Raw genomic sequence first — 16923 nt, forward strand, 5'->3', positions numbered from 1 at the left:
CTGACGAATGCCGAAGCGGAGTTCGAGACCGATGTCGCGCCGGTGGTGCGGATCGATGAGCTCGATTTGTCGGGTGTGGACGCCACGCCGCTGGTTGATGCCGATCGTGTGAGGCCGTTGCGGCCGGAGAACACGGCGTATGTGATTTTCACGTCTGGTTCGACGGGTCGGCCGAAGGGTGTGGCGGTTCCGCATGGGGCTATCGCGAACCAGTTGCAGTGGAAGAACGTCGAGTTCGGTCTCGATGCCGCTGACGCGATTCTGTTGAAGACGGCGGCGACGTTCGATCTCTCGGTGTGGGAGTTCTGGTCGGCGGCGGTGTGCGGTGGTCGTCTGGTGATCGCTTCGCCGGATGGTCATCGGGATCCGGCGTACCTCAACGAGTTGATGGCTCGGGAGTGGGTCACCACGCTGCATGTGGTGCCGTCGATGCTGGACGCCTTGCTCACCGCCGGTATGCCGAACTCGCTGTGGCGGGTACTGGCCATCGGTGAAGCCCTGCCGGGTGCGGTCGCCCAGCGGTTCCTGCGGGAGCACCCGCGCACGGAACTGTTCAACCTCTACGGTCCGACCGAGGCGGCGGTGTCCATCACCAGCCACCGGGTCACTCTCGCCGACGAGACCTCCGTGTCGATCGGTGCGCCGGAATGGAACAGCCAGGTCTACGTCCTGGACTCCCGGCTGCGGCCGGTGCCGGACGGCGTCTCCGGCGAGCTGTACCTCGCCGGTGCGCAGTTGGCGCGGGGTTACTTCGGTCGTGCGGATCTGACCGCCGATCGGTTCGTGGCCAACCCGTTCCAGCCGGGTGCGCGGATGTACCGCACGGGTGACTTGGTCGCCTGGACCAGCACCGGTGAACTGGAATACCGGGGTCGCACGGACTTCCAGGTGAAGATCCGTGGCTTCCGTATCGAACTCGGTGAGATCGAAGCCGCGCTGCTCGCGCTGCCGCAGATCGCGCAGACGGCGGTGATCGCGAAGTCGGACCCGAAGACCGGTGACCGTTTGGTGGCCTACCTGGTCCCGAGTGATGCCGAGACCGGTCTCGATGTGGCGCAGGTGAAGTCCGAACTCACCGCTGGGTTGCCGTCGTACATGGTGCCCGCGGCGTTCGTGGTCCTGGATGCGTTGCCGTTGAACGTCAACGGCAAGCTCGACCGCAAGGCGCTGCCGGAACCCGAGTTCGAGGTTCAGGCCTTCCGTGCTCCGTCGACTCCGATCGAGGAGATCGTGGCGTCGGTGTTCGCCGAGGTACTCGGGGTCGAACGTGTCGGTGCCGACGACGACTTCTTCGCTTTGGGTGGTAACTCGCTGCTGGCGACGCAGGTCGCGGCGCGGATCGGTGCTGCGCTGGATGCTCGTGTGCCGGTGCGTGTGCTGTTCGAGGCCTCCACCGTCGCCGGATTGGCCGTGAAGGTCGAGCAGCACGCGGGAGCAGGCGGCCGTCGCGAGCTGGTGGCGGGGCCGCGTCCGGAGCACATTCCGTTGTCGCTGGCGCAGCAGCGCATGTGGTTCCTCAACCAGTTCGACACCGCCTCGGCGGTGAACAACATCCCGGTGGCCGTGCGGCTCACCGGCGAGCTGGATGTCGAAGCGCTGCAAGCGGCGGTCGGGGACGTCATCGCCAGGCACGAGACCCTGCGCACCGTCTACCCCGAACAGGGCGGCGCGGCGCACCAAGTCGTCGTGCCCGTCGAACGGGCCCTGCCCGACTTGCGGCCGGAAGCGGTCGCGCCCGAGGACATCCGCCACCGGATCATCGAGGTGATCTCGGCCGGATTCGACGTGACCACCGAGGTCCCGCTGCGGGCCAAGCTGTTCCGGGTGACGGACGGGTCAGCCGACACGTCGTATGTGCTCGTGTTCGTCGCGCACCACATCAGCGCGGACGGCTGGTCGATGGGCCCGCTGACGCGTGACGTGATGCTGGCCTACGCGGCCCGTTCGGCCGGGGTGGAGCCGGGCTGGGCGCCGCTGCCGGTGCAGTACGCCGACTTCAGCCTGTGGCAGCGCGACGTGCTCGGCTCCGAGGACGACCCGGAGAGCCTGATCTCGCAGCAGGCCCAATACTGGCGCACCGCGCTGGCCGGGCTGCCCGACGAGCTCAACCTGCCCGCCGACCGGGCGCGTCCGACGACGCAGTCGTTCGCCGGTGGGCGCGTGGTGTTCCCGATCTCCGGCGAGCTGCACGGCAGGCTCACCGAGATCGCGAGGGAGCAGAACGCGACGCTGTTCATGGTCGTGCACGCCGCGCTGGCGCTGTTCCTGGCGCGCATGTCCGGCACCGACGACATCGCCGTCGGCACGCCCATCGCGGGCCGCGGCGAAGCCGAACTCGACGATGTGATCGGCATGTTCGTCAACACCCTGGTGCTGCGGTCGCACGTGGACGGCGACCTGACTTTCGGTCAGTTCCTGGCCCGCACCAAGGACGCCGACCTGCAGGCGTTCGCGCACGCGGACCTGCCGTTCGAGCGGCTGGTGGAACTGCTCAACCCGGAGCGCTCCACCGCGCGCCACCCGCTGTTCCAGGTGGCGCTGTCGTTCGAGAACCTGCCCGAGAGCAGCTTCGAGCTGCCCGGACTGCATGTGGGCGCGGTCGATTTCGACGTCGACACCGCCAAGTTCGACCTGTCGCTGACCATCCGCGAGGCCGGGGACAACCCCGACGACGCGGGTATGTACGCGGAGTTCTCCTTCGCGCGCGACCTGTTCGACGACGAGACGGTGCAGGTGTTCGCCGAGCGCTTCACCAGGCTGCTCACCGCCATCACCACCGACCGCGAAACCCCCATCGGTGACCTGCCGCTGCTGGACGCGGCCGAGTACCACCTGCTCACGCACGTGGCGGGCGAGGACGTCATGGCCACCGGCCTGCTGCCGGACCTGCTGCAGCGCGGCGCGCGGCTGGACCCGGAGCAGATCGCGGTGCGCTACCAGGGCCGCTCGATCACCTACCGCGAACTGGACGAGTACTCCTCGCGCCTGGCGCGGGTGCTCATTTCGCGCGGGGTGGGCCCGGAGCGCATCGTGGCGCTGTCGTTCCCGCGGTCCTACGAGATGGTCGCCGCGTTCTGGGCGGTGGCCAAGGCCGGCGGCGCGCACGTGCCGGTCGACCCGACCTACCCCGAAGACCGCATGCGGCACATGGTCAACGACTCCGGCGCGGTCATCGGCATCACCGCGAGCGAGTACGTCGACCGGCTGCCGCGTGAGGTGGAGTGGCTGCGGATCGACGATCCGGAGCTGGGTGAACTGGTCGAAAGCCAGTCCGCCGAGCAGGTCACCGACGCCGACCGGATCTCGGCGCTGGCGATGCGCCACCCGGCGTACGTCATCTACACCTCCGGCTCGACCGGTATGCCCAAGGGCGTCACCGTGACCCACGCGGGCATGGGCGGCCTGGTCGGCGTGGCGGCGGATCTGTACCAGCTGGAAGCGCACCACCGATTCCTGCACATCTGCTCGCCCAGCTTCGATCCGTCGGTGCTGGAGTGGCTGTGCGCCGCCTACACCGGCGCGACGCTGGTGGTCGTGCCGTCGACCATCATCGGCGGCCCGGACCTGGCGGAGCTGCTGCGCACCGAGCGGGTGAGCCACACCATCATCACCCCCGCGGTGCTGGGCACGGTCGATCCGGAAGGGATGGAGGCGCTCGAGGTGGCGTCGGTCGGCGGTGACGTGACCACGCCGGAGCTGCTGGCCAAGTGGTGGCCGGGCCGGAAGTACTTCAACGCCTACGGCCCGACCGAGACGACGATCATCTCCTCCTACGCCCAGCTCACTCCGGGCAGGCACATCACCATCGGCCGTCCGGTGCGCGGCATGTCCGCGCTGGTGCTGGACAACCGGCTCAACCCGGTGCCGCCGGGCGTCGCGGGCGAGCTGTACCTGGCCGGTGGCGCGCTGGCGCGCGGCTACCACAACCGCCCAGACCTCACCGCGGAACGGTTCATCGCCAACCCGTGGAGCGACGAGGGCGCGCGGATGTACCGCACGGGTGACGTGGTGCGCTGGTTCGCCGAACCCGGTGAGCGGGCGGGCAACGCCGCGCTGGCGTCGGTGCCGTGGCAGCTGGACTACGTGGGCCGCTCGGACTTCCAGGTGAAGATCCGCGGCTTCCGCATCGAGCTCGGCGAGATCGACACCGTGCTGGCGAGCCACTCCGACGTCGAGTACGCGATCACGATCGGCCGCAAGACCGAGGCGGGCGCGACGATCCTGGTGTCCTACGTGCTGGCCGCGCCGGGCCGGGAGATCGACACCGCGCGGCTGACCGAATACGCCTCGCGCAGCCTGCCGCCGCACATGGTGCCGACGGCGATCGTGGTGATCGACGAGATCCCGCTGACCCCGGTCGGCAAGCTGGACCGCAAGGCGCTGCCCGAGCCCGAGCTGGCCCCGCGCGAGTACCGCGCGCCGGCCAGCGAGGTCGAAGCCGTCATCGCCGAGGTGTTCGCCGAGGTGCTCGGTGTCGAGCAGATCGGTTTGGACGACTCGTTCTTCGCGCTCGGCGGCGACAGCATCCTGTCCATCCAGCTGGTCTCGCGGGCCAAGGCGCGCGGCGTGCTGTTCACTCCGCGTGACGTATTCGAGCGGCGCAGCGTGGCCTCGCTGGCCGAGATCGCGGTGCTCGGCACCGGCGCCGAGCAGGCGCGGCTGGAGGAACTGCCGGGCGGCGGTGTCGGCGAGATCCCGCTGACGCCGATCATGCGGCAGATCCTCGCGAGCGGCTCGTCGTATCAGCGGTTCTCCCAGACCATGGCGCTGCGGCTGCCCGAAGGCATCGACCGGGAGACCCTGGTCGCCACCATCGCGGCGGTGTTCGACCACCACGACGTGCTGCGGTCGCGGCTGCGCCGCACCGGCACGGATTGGACGTTCGAGGCGCTGCCGCACGGTGCGGTGGACGTCGACGCCCTGGTGCGGCGGGTCGACCTGGCCGCCGACACCGACGAGGCGGAGCTGGCCCGGGTCGCCACCGAAGCGCTCGACGGGGCGATGGGCGGGCTCGATCCGGCGAATGCCGCGATGGCGCAGTTCGTCTGGTTCGCGTTCGAAGGCCAGCGGCGGGATGTGCTTTTGATCGTCGCGCACCACTTCGTGGTCGACGGCGTGTCCTGGCGCATCCTGATTCCGGACCTGGCGGTGGCCTGGTCGCAGCTGGTCGCCGGTCAGCCGGTGACGCTGCCCGCGGGCGGCACCTCCATGCGGCGCTGGGCCCACAGCCTGGTCGAGGCGGCGAGTTCGCCGGACCGGGTCGCGGAACTGCCGTTCTGGCAGCAGGTTTCGGCCACGCCGGACCCGCTGCTCGGCGAGCGCGCGTTCGATCCGGCGGTGGACACGTTCGCCACCGTGGAACGGGTCGAGGTCACCGTGCCCGCCGAGGTCACCGACGCGGTGCTCACCGCGATCCCGGGCCTGTACCGGGGCGGTGTGAACGACGGCCTGCTCTCCGCGCTGGCCATGGCGGTCGCCCGCTGGCGCGGCGACGGTTCGGACGCGGCACTGATCAAGCTGGAAGGCCACGGTCGTGAAGAGGACGTCGTGCCGGGCGCGGACCTCTCGCGCACGGTCGGCTGGTTCACCGCGGCCTACCCGGTCCGGTTGGATCTGGCCGGTGCCGACCTCACCGACGCGTTCGCCGGTGGCGCCGCGCTGGGCGAGATCGTGAAGTCGATCAAGGAGCAGTTGCTCGCGGTGCCGGACAAGGGCCTCGGCTACGGCCTGCTGCGGCAGCTGAATCCGGAGACGGGCCCGAGCCTGGGCTCACCCGGGCAGATCAGCTTCAACTACCTGGGCCGGATGTCGGCCGGGGAGATCCCCGAACAGCTCGCCGAGATCGGCTGGGTGCCGGTGGCCGACCTGGGGCAGCTGGATGTCGACATGGACCTCGACATGCCCGCGAACGCGACGATCGACATCAACGCGATCGTCACCGACTCCGACGAGGGTCCGCGCCTCGGCGCGTCCTTCGCCTTCCCGACCGGCCTGCTGACCCGGGAACGGGTGCAGGAGTTCGCCGAACTCTGGGTCCAGGCGCTCACCGCGCTGGCCACGCACGCGCGGCGGCCGGACGCGGGCGGTTTCACGCCGTCGGACATGCCGTTGGTCCGGGTGGGGCAGCGGGACATCGAGCAGTGGGAACAGGCCTACCCGGCGCTGTCGGAGGTGTGGCCGCTGTCGCCGCTGCAGTCGGGTCTGCTGTTCCACGCGATGATGACCCAGTCCACCGTGGACGTGTACACCATGCAGGCCGTGGTGGACCTGGGCGGCACGCTGGACGTGGCGCGGCTGCGGACGGCGGCCCAGGGCATCGTCGACCGGTACCCGAACCTGCGCACCGCGTTCGTCACCGACGCCGACGGGCAGGCCGTGCAGGTGGTGCTGGATCGGGTCGATGCGCCGTGGCGCGAGGTGGATCTCACCGAGCTGCCCGCCGACGAGCGGACCGCGGAACTGCGCAGGCAGGTCGCGGCCGATCAGGCGACGCACTTCGACATGGCCACCCCGCCGCTGATCCGGTTCACGCTGCTGCGCAGTGCCGAGGCGCAATGGCATCTGGCCATCACCACCCACCACATCCTGCTGGACGGCTGGTCGATGCCGCTGCTCATGCGGGACCTGCTGGTGCTGTACGCGGTGCGCGGCGATCAGACCGCGCTGCCGCGGGTGGCCTCCTACCGCAACTTCCTCGGCTGGCTGGCCGGGCGCGACCGGGACGCCTCGCTGCGCGCCTGGGCGGCGGCGCTGGAGGGCGTCAACGAACCCACCCAGCTCGCGCCCCAGCCGCGCGCCGCGGAGAACTACGAGATCGGCAAGGTGGTCACCGAGCTCGACGCCGACCGCACCCGCCGGATCGGCAAACACGCCGCCGAACTCGGCGTCACGGTGAACACCCTGGTGCAGGCCGCCTGGGGCATCCTGCTCGGGCGTCTGACCGGGCGCGGCGACGTGGTGTTCGGCGCGACGGTGTCCGGCCGCCCGGCCGAGCTGCCCGGCGTCGAGTCGATGGTGGGTCTGTTCATCAACACGCTGCCGGTGCGGCTGCGCATCGATGACCGCCAGTCCATCGGCGAGCTGCTGGGCCGGTTGCAGGGCGATCAGGCCGGTCTGCTCGAGCACCACTACGTGGGGCTCACCGACATCCAGCGGGTGGCGGGCACCGGCTCGCTGTTCGACACGCTGCTGGTGTTCGAGTCCTATCCGATGGACAAGGAGGCGATCTCGGCCGCCAGCTCGATCGACGGCATGTCGGTGACCGGCGTCGGCGTCAACGACGCCACGCACTACCCGATGACGCTGCTGGTCATGTCGGAGGCCACCATCGAGCTGACCCTGAAGTACCTGGGCAGCCGGTTCACCGCCGAAGAGGTCGAGACCCTCGCCGAGCGGCTGGTGCGGGTGCTGGACGCGCTGCTCGGCGATCCGGACGGCCTGGTCGGCGACATCGACATCCTCGACGAAGGCGAACGTGCCCGGCTGCTGGCCGAATCCGGTGTCACGGCCGCGGCTTCCACGCCGGAGCCGGTGAGCCGGGTCGGGGCGCGCACGGTGGCCAAGGTGCTCGCCGAGGTCGTCGAAGAGGACCCGGAAGCGCCCGCGCTGCTGGCCGGTGCGGAAGAGGTCGCCTTCCATCTGCTGGATCGGCGTTCCTCGCAGCTGGCCCGGGTGCTCATCGATCGCGGCGCCGGACCGGGCGACGTGGTCGCGGTGACGCTGCCGCGTTCGGTGGACGCGGTGGTCGCGGCCTGGGCGGTGCAGAAGGCCGGAGCGGCATGCCTGTTCGCGGGCGACCTCACCGCCGAGCAGATGACCGCCGCCGGCGCCGCATACGGCATCAGCTCGCAACCGGTGGCCGACAGCCACCTGCCCTGGGTGGCGCTCGATGACGCCCAGGTGCGCCACGACATCGCCGCGGCCGCCGCGCATCCGGTCTCCTACGCCGATCGGGTCCGCCCGCTCGGCGAGGAACACCCGGCGTTCGTCGTCGTCACGGCGGACGGGATCGTCTCGATCACCCAGTCCGAGGCGCTCGACGAGGCCGAACGGGTGCGCGAGGAATACGAGATCGACTACGAGTCGGCCACGTACGCCACCGCGACCTCCGGCCGCCCCGCCGTCCTGGAGTTCCTGGTGTCCGCCACCGCCGGAGCCCTGTCCGTCCTCCCGACCGGCGACCTCGACACCGACCTGACCGAGGGCGAGGTCACCCACTGGTTCGCGGCGCCGGGCGAAGCGACCGACGCGGCGGGCGAGGACATCACGATCGTCAGCTGATCGGAACACGCGAGCCCCCTCCCGACATGGGAGGGGGCTCGCCTGTAGTGGTGGCGCACTGGTACCGGGCGCCGCCACGGGTGATCCTCAGGGTCGGGAACGCGGCTTCGGTCGCGGTTTCTCTCCGTCCGCAATGGACTCGCTCGCAGGGCATCTCGCGGGCGGTGCGCGAACTTCACAAGGAAGACATGTCGACGATCGCAACCTCGTCCGGCGGCAAGCCGGACGGCTCTTCCGCAAGTCCGCTGCGCGCGCGGCTGGTGCTGTTCCTGGTCAGCGGGGCCATCTTCATGATGATGCTCGACCTGACCGTGGTCTCCGCCGCGCTGGCCGACATCCGCCGAGACTTCGACACGTCCATCGACGGACTGCAGTGGGTCATCGACGCGTACGCCATTCCGATGGCGGGCCTGCTGCTGAGCTTCGCCACGCTCGGCGACCGGTTCGGCCGGAAGCGGCTGTTCCTGGCGGGCATGACGGTCTTCACGGCGTCGTCGCTGGCATTGGCGCTGGCCGGCACCATCCTGCAGCTGAACATCCTGCGGGCCGTGCAGAGCGTCGGCGCGGCGATGATCTTCGCGACGGCGTTGCCGCTGCTCGCGGTGGCCTACCCGGACCCGGCCAAGCGTGCGAAGGCGATCGGCGTCTACGGGGCCGTCATGGCGAGTGCGACCGTGGCGGGGCCGGTGCTCGGCGGTGCGCTGGTCACCCAGTTCGGCTGGCGCTCTATCTTCACCGTCAACGTCCCGATCGGCATCGTCCTCGGCGTGCTCGCTCTGCTCCGGATGCCCGAGTCGGCGCGGATGGCTGGGCGCAAGGCCGACTGGCCGGGCTCGTTGTTGCTCACCGGTGGCTTGGTGACGGGTGTCTTCGGGCTGACCCGCGGCAACGCGCTGGGCTGGACCTCGGGCACGGTGCTAGGGCTCGGCGCCGCGGCGGCGATGCTGCTGACCGGGTTCGTAGCCTGGCAGTTCAAGGCCGAGCACCCGCTGCTCGACGTGTCCATGGTGCGCAAACGCGGCTTCACCGGCACGGCCGTCGTCTCGATCGGCCATATGGCGACGCTGATGGCCGCGAGCAACTACCTGGCGGTGTTCATGATCAACACGCTCGGCTACACGCCGCTGCAGATGGGACTGCGGTTGCTGCCGGTGAGCGGGGCCGCCCTGATCAGCGCGCCGCTGGCGATGGTGTTCGCGAAGCGGATTCCGTTCGCGGTCTCGCTGCCGGTCACGATGGCCTTCGTCGCGCTGGGCACCTGGCTGATCGGCGATTTCGATGCGGGCGACTCCTGGACGCATTTCCTGCCGGGACTGGTGATCGGCGGCCTCGGCCTCGGCGCGATCACGGCCGTCAACCAGGCCGCCTCGCTCACCTTCGCCTCCGACGAGAACGCGGGCATGGCCAGCGCGACCTTCGGCACCCTCCGGCAGGTCGGTCTCGCCGTCGGGGTGGCCGGGCTGGGCGCGATGTTCAACCACGCCGCCCGCGGTTCCGCGGCCGACGGGCTCGATGCGCTACCCGGCGCTGTCCCGCCGGGACCGCGTGAGCAGTTCCTGGAGGCGGCGGGCTCCGGCGCGGGGCGCTCGGTGGCCGACGGGCTGCCCGCGCAGTTCCAGCCGATCGCGTCGGACCTGTCGCACATCGCGGCCTCTGCCTCGATCGACGGGCTCAACTCCATGATCGGCCTGGCCGCTGTGATCGGCGCCGTCGCGGTCCTCGCCTCCGCGCTCGCCTTCGGCGTGGATCATTTGCGCGGCAGGAGAACTCCGGCCGAGCCCGCGCGGCGCACGGAACGGGCCTGACCGTCAGCCTCGCACCACTTCGCCGACGTAACGGGACCCGCGAATGGCACGTGGTCGAGGCAGAGTGCGAGAGAGCTCTCCACCGTGTGCCACTCGCGGTTGTCCTGCTCAGTGCGGGACGGCGTGGTCTTCGGTGAAGACTTTGCGGCAAGCCGGGGCGCAGAAGGCGTAGTCGATGCCGTCGTGGGTGAGGGTGAAGCGGGCGGTCGAGAGGTCGACGGTCATGCCGCAGACGGGGTCGATGGCGTGGCCTTCCGGGGCTTCGGGCCGGTCGCCGGAGGCGCGGAAGTCCTCCGTCATCAGTTTGGTGATCTCGGTGGTGGTGAGGGGGCGGCCGAAGGCGCCGAGGTTGTTCTCGCGCAAGCCGACGATCTGGACCACACAGTGCGGCCCGCGGGTCAAGCGGGCGGGGTCCGCCTCGCATTCGGCGATGGCATGGGTGACGAGCGGGATGACATGGCGGCCGAACTCGCTGTTGTTGGCCCAGGATCCGGGCACCGTGATGCGCGCCAGGTAGCGTGACGCGTCGTCCAGGGCGGGGCCGCCGGTCGCCCACACCTCGCCGTCGCGCACCAGTACATGGGTCAGTTCACGGGCTTTGGCCAGCACCGCGTCCGGTGCGGCCGGTTCGGTGGTGAGGTCGCGCAAGACGCGTTCGGCGAGGGCGCGTTTGCGGTCGGCGGTCCAAGTGCGGTCGGAAACGAACAGTTCCACTGTCATCATGGGCGGGCTTCTTTCGCGGGGAGCAGCGTCGTCGCCACGACGAGGAGGAAGGACACCAGCGCGCACGCGGTGCGCGTGAAGTGGAATACCTCCCAGCGGCTGAGGATTTCGGCGTAGTCGGCCGGGGGGCCGCTGATCGCCCATACCTTGATCTGCTGGTTGATCGGGACGTTGCCGAGGCGGGTGATGAGGAAGGCCGCTACCGCGAGCGCGCTCGCGGTAGCGGCGAGCAGGCGCAATCGGCCGGTGGAGCGGATGGCCGGCGCCAGTGTGCCGAGGATGGTCAGGCCCATCAGGGATTGCATGACCACACCGTTCACGCTCATCAGTGCGGTGTGGAAGGTGAAGCGCACGTCCAACGGGACTCTGCGGAACGCGTAGAGCACGTTGACTGCCCCATAGCCGAACGCTCCGGCGAGCAAGCCACCGGGAACCAGCGCGAATGCCCGCGCCGCGACGGGGCTTTCGGCAATTCTCATACGTGCCGCTCCGCCGGAACGAGCGCGAGGAGTTCGTCGACCGACCACTGATCGTAGACATGCGTGCCGTATTTCGCGGCGAGCAGGCGTCCGTCGGGGGAGATCAGGAAATCGGCGGGCAATCCGAGACTGCCGCCCGCGGGCGCGGTCGGCGGTGCGGCCTGCTTGCGGCGCAGCGCCGCGTAGGCATCGTGGGCCACGCCGCGCAGGATGGCGGGCCAGCCGCGCGGGTCGAGCAACGCTCGGGGCGAGGTCTCGACGCCGAATTCGCGGTAGAGCTTCCGCTCCGGATCTGCGATCACGTCCAGCGGCAGTTCGGCGGTGTACTTGCGCAATTCCGCCGCGCTGGAATGGAACACGACGACTTCGCGGATGCCCGCGGCGGTGATCTCCGCGTGACGCGTGACGATCGAGCGCAGGTGCAGGTTGCACACCGGGCATCCGGCGAACCGCCGGAATTGCAGATGGATCAGGCGATCCGGGTCCGGCACCGGGATCCGCGCACCGGAGACGGTGATCAGCGTCCGGTCCGAGACAGCGGTCGGCAGCGACATCGGGGGCTCCTTTCGTAGGTGTACCTTGTACACCTACGACCAGTATGCGCGTAACGCGTACGCTGTCAATCCGTGCCCCGCCCCCGCTCGCTGACCACCGCCGATCTCGCCGCGGCGGCCCTCGCCGTGCTCGATCGCGAAGGGTTGTCCGCCCTGACCATGCGTGCGGTGGCCAAGGAACTGGGCATGGCCACCATGGCCCTGTACCGCTACGTCCGCGACCGCGACGAACTGGAGGTCCTGGTGGCGGATCAGGTGTTCGCATCGATCGACACGTCGTTGCCGGAGGGAAGCGACTGGCGGGAGCGGGCGACCGCGCTGATGGCGAATATCCGGGACGGGTTCTCGGCCCATCCGGCTGCCGTGCCGATCGTGCTGCGGCGTCGGCAGTCGTCGGTCGAATCGCTGCGCGTCATGGAAACGATGCTCGCGGTGCTCACCGAGGGTGGTTTCACCGGCCGTGCCCGCGTCATAGCCCAGCGCACATTGGTCGCCTTCCTGATCGGCTACTTGCAGAACAAGCACTACGCCCCGCTGCGCGGGCAGGGGACGATCGTGCTTGCCGACCTGCCCGCGGAGCAGTATCCGCATCTGGCGCAGACCGCAGGGCAGGCCAAGACCATGTCGGCCGACGACGAATTCCGCGGTGGCGTCGAGATCATGCTGCGCGGGCTCCGGCCCTAGCGGCGCGGTCGTCCGCCGAAAGCGCTGCCACGTCGACGGTTTCGGCCATCGCCCGAGCCCCGGCGTCGTTGAGGTGCATGCCGTCGCCACTGTCGAACTCGGGACGGATGAAGCCGGGACGCTGTGGGTCCTCCACCGCCCGCGCCACGTCGAATACCGAGTCGAAGACATCGGTGCCGCGCAGCCACTCGTTCACCCGCCGACGGGCGGGCTGCGCCACCTCGACGTGCAGGCCTTCGTAGATGACGCCGGCGTAGGGGCCGATGGTGGCGGCGTGGACGGTGAGCCCCGCCGCGTGGGCTCGCCGCGCCAGGGTCGTGAAGCCCGCGATCAGTTCGTCGGCGGTCGCCGGTGGCTGCTCCAGCATGCCCCCCAGGCTCAGATCGTTGATGCCGAAGTTGATCAGCACGCTGGTCACACCGGGAACCTCCAGCACGTCGCGGTCGAAGCGCGCCAGGCCGGACTCGCCCACCTGGTCGGTCAGCAGCCGGTTGCCCGCGATGCCCTGGTTGACCACCCAGCCGCGGTCCAGTCGCGCGTTGAGGACGTCCACCGACCGCCGGTTGGCGCCGAGCGTGGTGCCGACGCCTTCGAACCAGGAATCGCCGAACGCCACGGCCACCGGGGTTCCCGCGGGCGCGAGCACGTCGACGCCGGCCACGTAGAACCGGACGGGAACCTCCTCGACGGTGCCGAGCGCGGCCTCGGAGACGACGTCGCCGTCCGCGATGTACGCCGTTTCGGCGGGCTGGTGCGAGAAGGTCGCCACCTCGGTGGGTCCGGGGAGGTAGAGGCTCAACGCCAGATCCGTTCCCGCGGAGACGGCCAGTTCCACCGGGTCGCTGAACACTTCGCCGCCTGCCGGGACGACGACCTGCTCGGCGCCGCCGAACCGGAGTGCGGTGTCGGTCTCGGCGACGATCTCGCTGCCCGTCTTGCGTAAGGCGACCCGTGCCGCGCCGACCGTCAACGGCGCCGTCCCATAGCGGTTGGTCAGCCCGATCCGCACGTGCGAACCGCCGCCCGCCAGGTGCAGGACCTGGCGCACTGTCTGGTCGCGGAAGGCGCGCGACTCGGCGAACTTGATCTGCTCGTCCGGACGGATCACGGCGGTGCGGAATCCGGCGATCCAGGCAGTCGACGACATGGGGGCCTCCATTACTTGCCACGAGGAATAATGCGTATGCATATTTCTACTCCCAACATATTCCTCGTGTCAACTATCCGCGCGGCAACAATCCGGGTAGATTCGCCGCATGGACGTGAACGAGCTGTTCGACGATCCGCGTCTGACGACGATGGGCCTGTTCTTCGAGGCGTACGCCGGCGTGGTCGCCAAGCTGGAGCCGGTGTGGAAGGCGCACGGCCTGTCCGGGCTGGATGTGAATGCGCTACTGCGGCTGAGCCGTTCGCCGGGGCGACGGCTGCGCATGTCGGAACTGGCGGTGCAGACCGCGCTGTCCACCAGCGGCGTCACCCGGCTGGTCGATCGCCTGGCGCGCGGCGAGCTGGTGGTGCGCGAGCTGGATCCCGGGGACCGGCGTGGCGCCTACGCGGTGCTCACCGAAGCGGGCGCGGCGCGGCTCGCGCAGGTGCTGCCGGACTATCTCGCCGCCGTCGACCACTGGCTCATCGGGTTGCTCACGCCCGAGCAGCTCGCCGCGTTGTCCGAGGCGTTGCGCATCGTGCGGGACACCTCCAATCCGGAGGCGACGTTCCGGGTGGACTGAGTGTCAGTCCGGTTTCTCGGTGAGCAGTCGTTCCAGGCCGTCCAGGATCAGTTCCAGGCCGAACCCGATCGGCGATACCCGAGTGCTTTCCGTCGATCACCAGCTGAGCGAGCGCGTTCATGTGCGGATACTCCGCGGCGGGGATGAGCGGTAAGAACTGTTGGGCGGCGGAGGAGTATTCGGCCGGTTGCAGCGGAAAGTTCAACTCCTGCAAGGTGAAGCCGTAGAGGTGACTGTCCAGCGCGTTCCAGGCGCGGTCTGCTTCGGGCAGCGAGAAACCCGCCTCGCGCAGGCAGCCGACGGTGGCGTCGATGTAGCGCAGCATGGCCGGGCCGACGTTGACCCTGGTGCCGATCAGCCCGGTCGCCCATGGATGGCGCAGCAGCACCTCTACACCACCGCGGATTTCACGCGCGAGCCGGGCCGCTACGACGTGCTACTCGATCTGGTGGGCAATCGAGCGCTGACCGCCTGCCGCCGGGTGCTCGCGCCGGAAGGCGTCTTCGTCTCCTCGGCGGGGGCGCCCGGCGGAGACTGGGTCGGACCATTGGTGTGGGTCGCCAAGGTGATGCTGACCGGCCTGGTGGTGAGGCAGACCATGCGGCCTCTGCTCATGCGGCCGCGCCGGGCGGATCTCGAGTTCCTGGCCGGGCTCGCCGCCGAGGGAAAGCTGCGCCCGGTGATCGAACGCCGCCATCCCCTGGTCGCGGCCGCCGCGGCGGTGGGCCACGTCGCCGACGGACACGCCCAGGGAAAGACGGTGATCGTTGTCCACGATCATCCTGCCCGGACCGCGCCTGCTCGCTCGGCGAGGTAATAAGCCCAGGTCAGCTTGCCGACATCGGCTCCGTCGGTGATCAGGTTCTCGCCCGCGCGGTACACCCGGCCCGCCTTGCCCGGCAACGGCATGGTCAGCAGCGCGCGCTTCTTGCCCAGCGTGGCCAGATAGTCCCGGACCAGCTCGCGCATGCCGATGGTCTCGGGTCCGACCAGATCCGCCACCCGCCCGGCGGGCGCGCCCACCGTCAGCTCGGCCAGCCGCGCCGCCACCTCGCGCACATGCACCGGCTGCAGGCGCACCCCGCCGAGGATCGGCAGCACCGGCGATTTCAGCATCGTGTCCACCAGCTTCGGCACGAAGTCGTGGAACTGCGCCGCGCGCAGCGTGGTGTAGGGGATGCCCGACGCGGCCACGGCCTGCTCGGCGGCGAACTTCGCGCGGAAGTAGGTCAGCGGAAGCAGCTCCGCGGCGGTCACCGAGATGTAGACGATGTGCCCGACACCGGCGGCCGACGCCGCCCGCAGCAGGTTCGCGGTGGCCACGTCGTCGCCTTTCGCGTCGCCCGCCAGGTGCAAGATGGTGCCCACGCCTGCCACCGCCGCATCGACGCCCTTGTCCCGCAGCAGGTCTCCCGCGACGAATTCGACGCCGTCGTGCGCGGGGCGTTCGGTGCGGCTCAGCACGCGCACGTCGGCGCCCGCTTCGCGGAGCAGGGGCAGCACCTCGCGGCCCAGGGTGCCGGTGCCGCCGGTGACCAGAACCTTCGCGGTCATGACTGTCTCCGATCTCGTCGGTGCCGATGGGTGTTCCCATCGCCGTCATCGAGACGACGACGTGCGGGTACGGACTGTGACACTCGTGGCGCGGGTCAGTCCTGCCCGCGGTAGCGGCGGACCTTGCTGAGGTTGCCGCAGCGGTCCATCGAGCACCAGCGGCGGCGGCCGGGACGCGACGCGTCGACGAACAGCAGGCCGCAGTCGTCGGCGGCGCAGACGCGGATGCGACCGGACAGCGGGCCGGAGAACAGGTCGACGGCGTCCCGGGCGAGCGTGGACAACGCCGCGGCCGCCGTCGGTCGCGCATAGCCCGCGCTGCGGTCGGTCCGCAGTTCCGGGATCAGCGGGGGCTGCGCGGCTACGGCGTTGATCGCCGCGACGTCCGCCGGGCGCAACGCTGTTCCGGCGGCCAAGCCGTACGCCGCGCTGGTGATCGCGGCCCGCAGGGTCCGCATCGTCGCCAGATCCGATTCGGCGGCGGCCGGCTCGTCCAGTTCGAGGATCACCCCCAGGAAGCGGCGTAGGTCCGCGACGGTGTGCACGATCTCCCACGCCGCCAGCTCGCCCTCGCCTCCGGTGTGCACCAGATCGAGGGCGGCGCGTCCGGTGCGGAAGCGGCGGCGCAGGTCGGGGGGCAGGCTGGCGCGGGATTGCATGACACCAGTTTAACTGGTTACAGTGCTCGCATGACGATCACGCACATCAATCCCGAAACTCTGCACAGCAGCCCGGCTTTCACCCAGGTCGTCCGGGTGTCGGCCGCGGCGGACACGATCTACGTGGGCGGACAGAACGGCGTGGACGCCACCGGTCGCGTGGTCGGTCCCGGCGTGGCCGAACAGACCCGCCGAGCCCTGGCCAATCTGCAGACCTGCCTGGCCGCCGCGGGCGCGTCGATCGAGCACGTGGTGAAGTGGACCATCCTGGTCCGCGAAGGCGAATCGATGCAGGAGGGATTCGCCGCGTTCAGCGAGGTGTGGGGCGGCCGCCCGAACCCGCCCGCGATCACCGTCGTGCAGGTGGCGGGGTTCGCGGTGCCGGGCGCCGTGTGCGAGATCGAAGCCGTCGCCGCCGTTCCGGCCTGAACCAGGTGAACGACCGCGACCCGCGC

The 16923-nt window shown here is 70.0% G+C and carries 13 protein-coding genes; 6 read left to right on the top strand and 7 right to left on the bottom strand.

Annotated elements, in window-relative coordinates; genetic code table 11:
- Window positions 1–8280: amino acid adenylation domain-containing protein (locus ACWEKR_RS05410; protein WP_452353448.1), on the top strand; the 8280-nt coding region annotated here is incomplete at its 5' end.
- A 188-nt stretch (window positions 8281–8468) separates the two neighbouring features.
- Window positions 8469–10085, top strand: coding sequence for an MFS transporter (locus ACWEKR_RS05415; RefSeq protein ID WP_452353449.1), 1617 nt, complete (start codon window positions 8469–8471; stop codon window positions 10083–10085).
- Window positions 10086–10193: 108 nt separating this feature from the next.
- On the opposite strand, the gene ACWEKR_RS05420 is transcribed toward ACWEKR_RS05415, so the two are convergent.
- From ACWEKR_RS05420 to ACWEKR_RS05430, 3 genes are read right to left on the bottom strand one after another with little or no spacing between them, the layout of a single operon-like run.
- On the bottom strand, window positions 10194–10808 hold the full coding sequence (locus tag ACWEKR_RS05420) for an ATPase (protein ID WP_452353450.1): 615 nt from the start codon (window positions 10806–10808) through the stop codon (window positions 10194–10196).
- Entirely contained in the window at window positions 10805–11287 is a 483-nt protein-coding gene (locus tag ACWEKR_RS05425; protein ID WP_452353451.1) for an anthrone oxygenase family protein, read from the bottom strand. The genes ACWEKR_RS05420 and ACWEKR_RS05425 overlap by 4 nt, the downstream gene beginning before the upstream one ends.
- Window positions 11284–11841, bottom strand: a complete 558-nt coding sequence (locus ACWEKR_RS05430; protein ID WP_452353452.1) for a peroxiredoxin-like family protein — start codon at window positions 11839–11841, stop codon at window positions 11284–11286. The genes ACWEKR_RS05425 and ACWEKR_RS05430 overlap by 4 nt, the downstream gene beginning before the upstream one ends.
- Before the next feature lie 72 nt (window positions 11842–11913).
- Between ACWEKR_RS05430 and ACWEKR_RS05435 the strand changes: the two genes are divergently transcribed.
- Complete coding sequence (locus tag ACWEKR_RS05435) at window positions 11914–12525, top strand: TetR/AcrR family transcriptional regulator C-terminal domain-containing protein (protein ID WP_452353453.1); 612 nt, start codon at window positions 11914–11916, stop codon at window positions 12523–12525.
- Here ACWEKR_RS05435 and ACWEKR_RS05440 read toward each other — a convergent pair.
- Window positions 12500–13672 (bottom strand): GDSL-type esterase/lipase family protein, encoded by a 1173-nt coding sequence (locus ACWEKR_RS05440; RefSeq protein ID WP_452353454.1) that lies wholly within the window; start codon window positions 13670–13672, stop codon window positions 12500–12502. The two genes, ACWEKR_RS05435 and ACWEKR_RS05440, sit on opposite strands and share 26 nt — an antisense overlap.
- Window positions 13673–13781: 109 nt before the next feature.
- On the opposite strand from ACWEKR_RS05440, the gene ACWEKR_RS05445 reads away from it, so the two are divergent.
- Complete coding sequence (locus ACWEKR_RS05445; RefSeq protein ID WP_452353455.1) at window positions 13782–14255, top strand: MarR family winged helix-turn-helix transcriptional regulator; 474 nt, start codon at window positions 13782–13784, stop codon at window positions 14253–14255.
- Here the strand turns inward: ACWEKR_RS05445 and ACWEKR_RS05450 are convergent.
- A complete protein-coding gene (locus ACWEKR_RS05450) occupies window positions 14167–14643 on the bottom strand; it encodes a TetR/AcrR family transcriptional regulator C-terminal domain-containing protein (RefSeq protein WP_452353456.1) in 477 nt (158 codons plus the stop codon). The genes ACWEKR_RS05445 and ACWEKR_RS05450 overlap by 89 nt on opposite strands.
- Here ACWEKR_RS05450 and ACWEKR_RS05455 point away from each other — a divergent pair.
- Window positions 14629–15072, top strand: a complete 444-nt coding sequence (locus tag ACWEKR_RS05455) for a zinc-binding dehydrogenase (RefSeq protein ID WP_452353457.1) — start codon at window positions 14629–14631, stop codon at window positions 15070–15072. The genes ACWEKR_RS05450 and ACWEKR_RS05455 overlap by 15 nt on opposite strands.
- Here ACWEKR_RS05455 and ACWEKR_RS05460 read toward each other — a convergent pair.
- A complete protein-coding gene (locus ACWEKR_RS05460; protein WP_452353458.1) occupies window positions 15033–15809 on the bottom strand; it encodes an SDR family oxidoreductase in 777 nt (258 codons plus the stop codon). The two genes, ACWEKR_RS05455 and ACWEKR_RS05460, sit on opposite strands and share 40 nt — an antisense overlap.
- A 95-nt stretch (window positions 15810–15904) precedes the next feature.
- On the bottom strand, window positions 15905–16468 hold the full coding sequence (locus ACWEKR_RS05465) for a CGNR zinc finger domain-containing protein (protein ID WP_195085572.1): 564 nt from the start codon (window positions 16466–16468) through the stop codon (window positions 15905–15907).
- Between the two features lie 30 nt (window positions 16469–16498).
- Here ACWEKR_RS05465 and ACWEKR_RS05470 point away from each other — a divergent pair, with 30 nt between their 5' ends.
- Window positions 16499–16897, top strand: a complete 399-nt coding sequence (locus ACWEKR_RS05470) for a RidA family protein (RefSeq protein ID WP_159842799.1) — start codon at window positions 16499–16501, stop codon at window positions 16895–16897.
- The last annotated feature ends 26 nt before the right edge of the window (window positions 16898–16923 follow it).

This window comes from Nocardia sp. NPDC004573 (assembly GCF_053602135.1).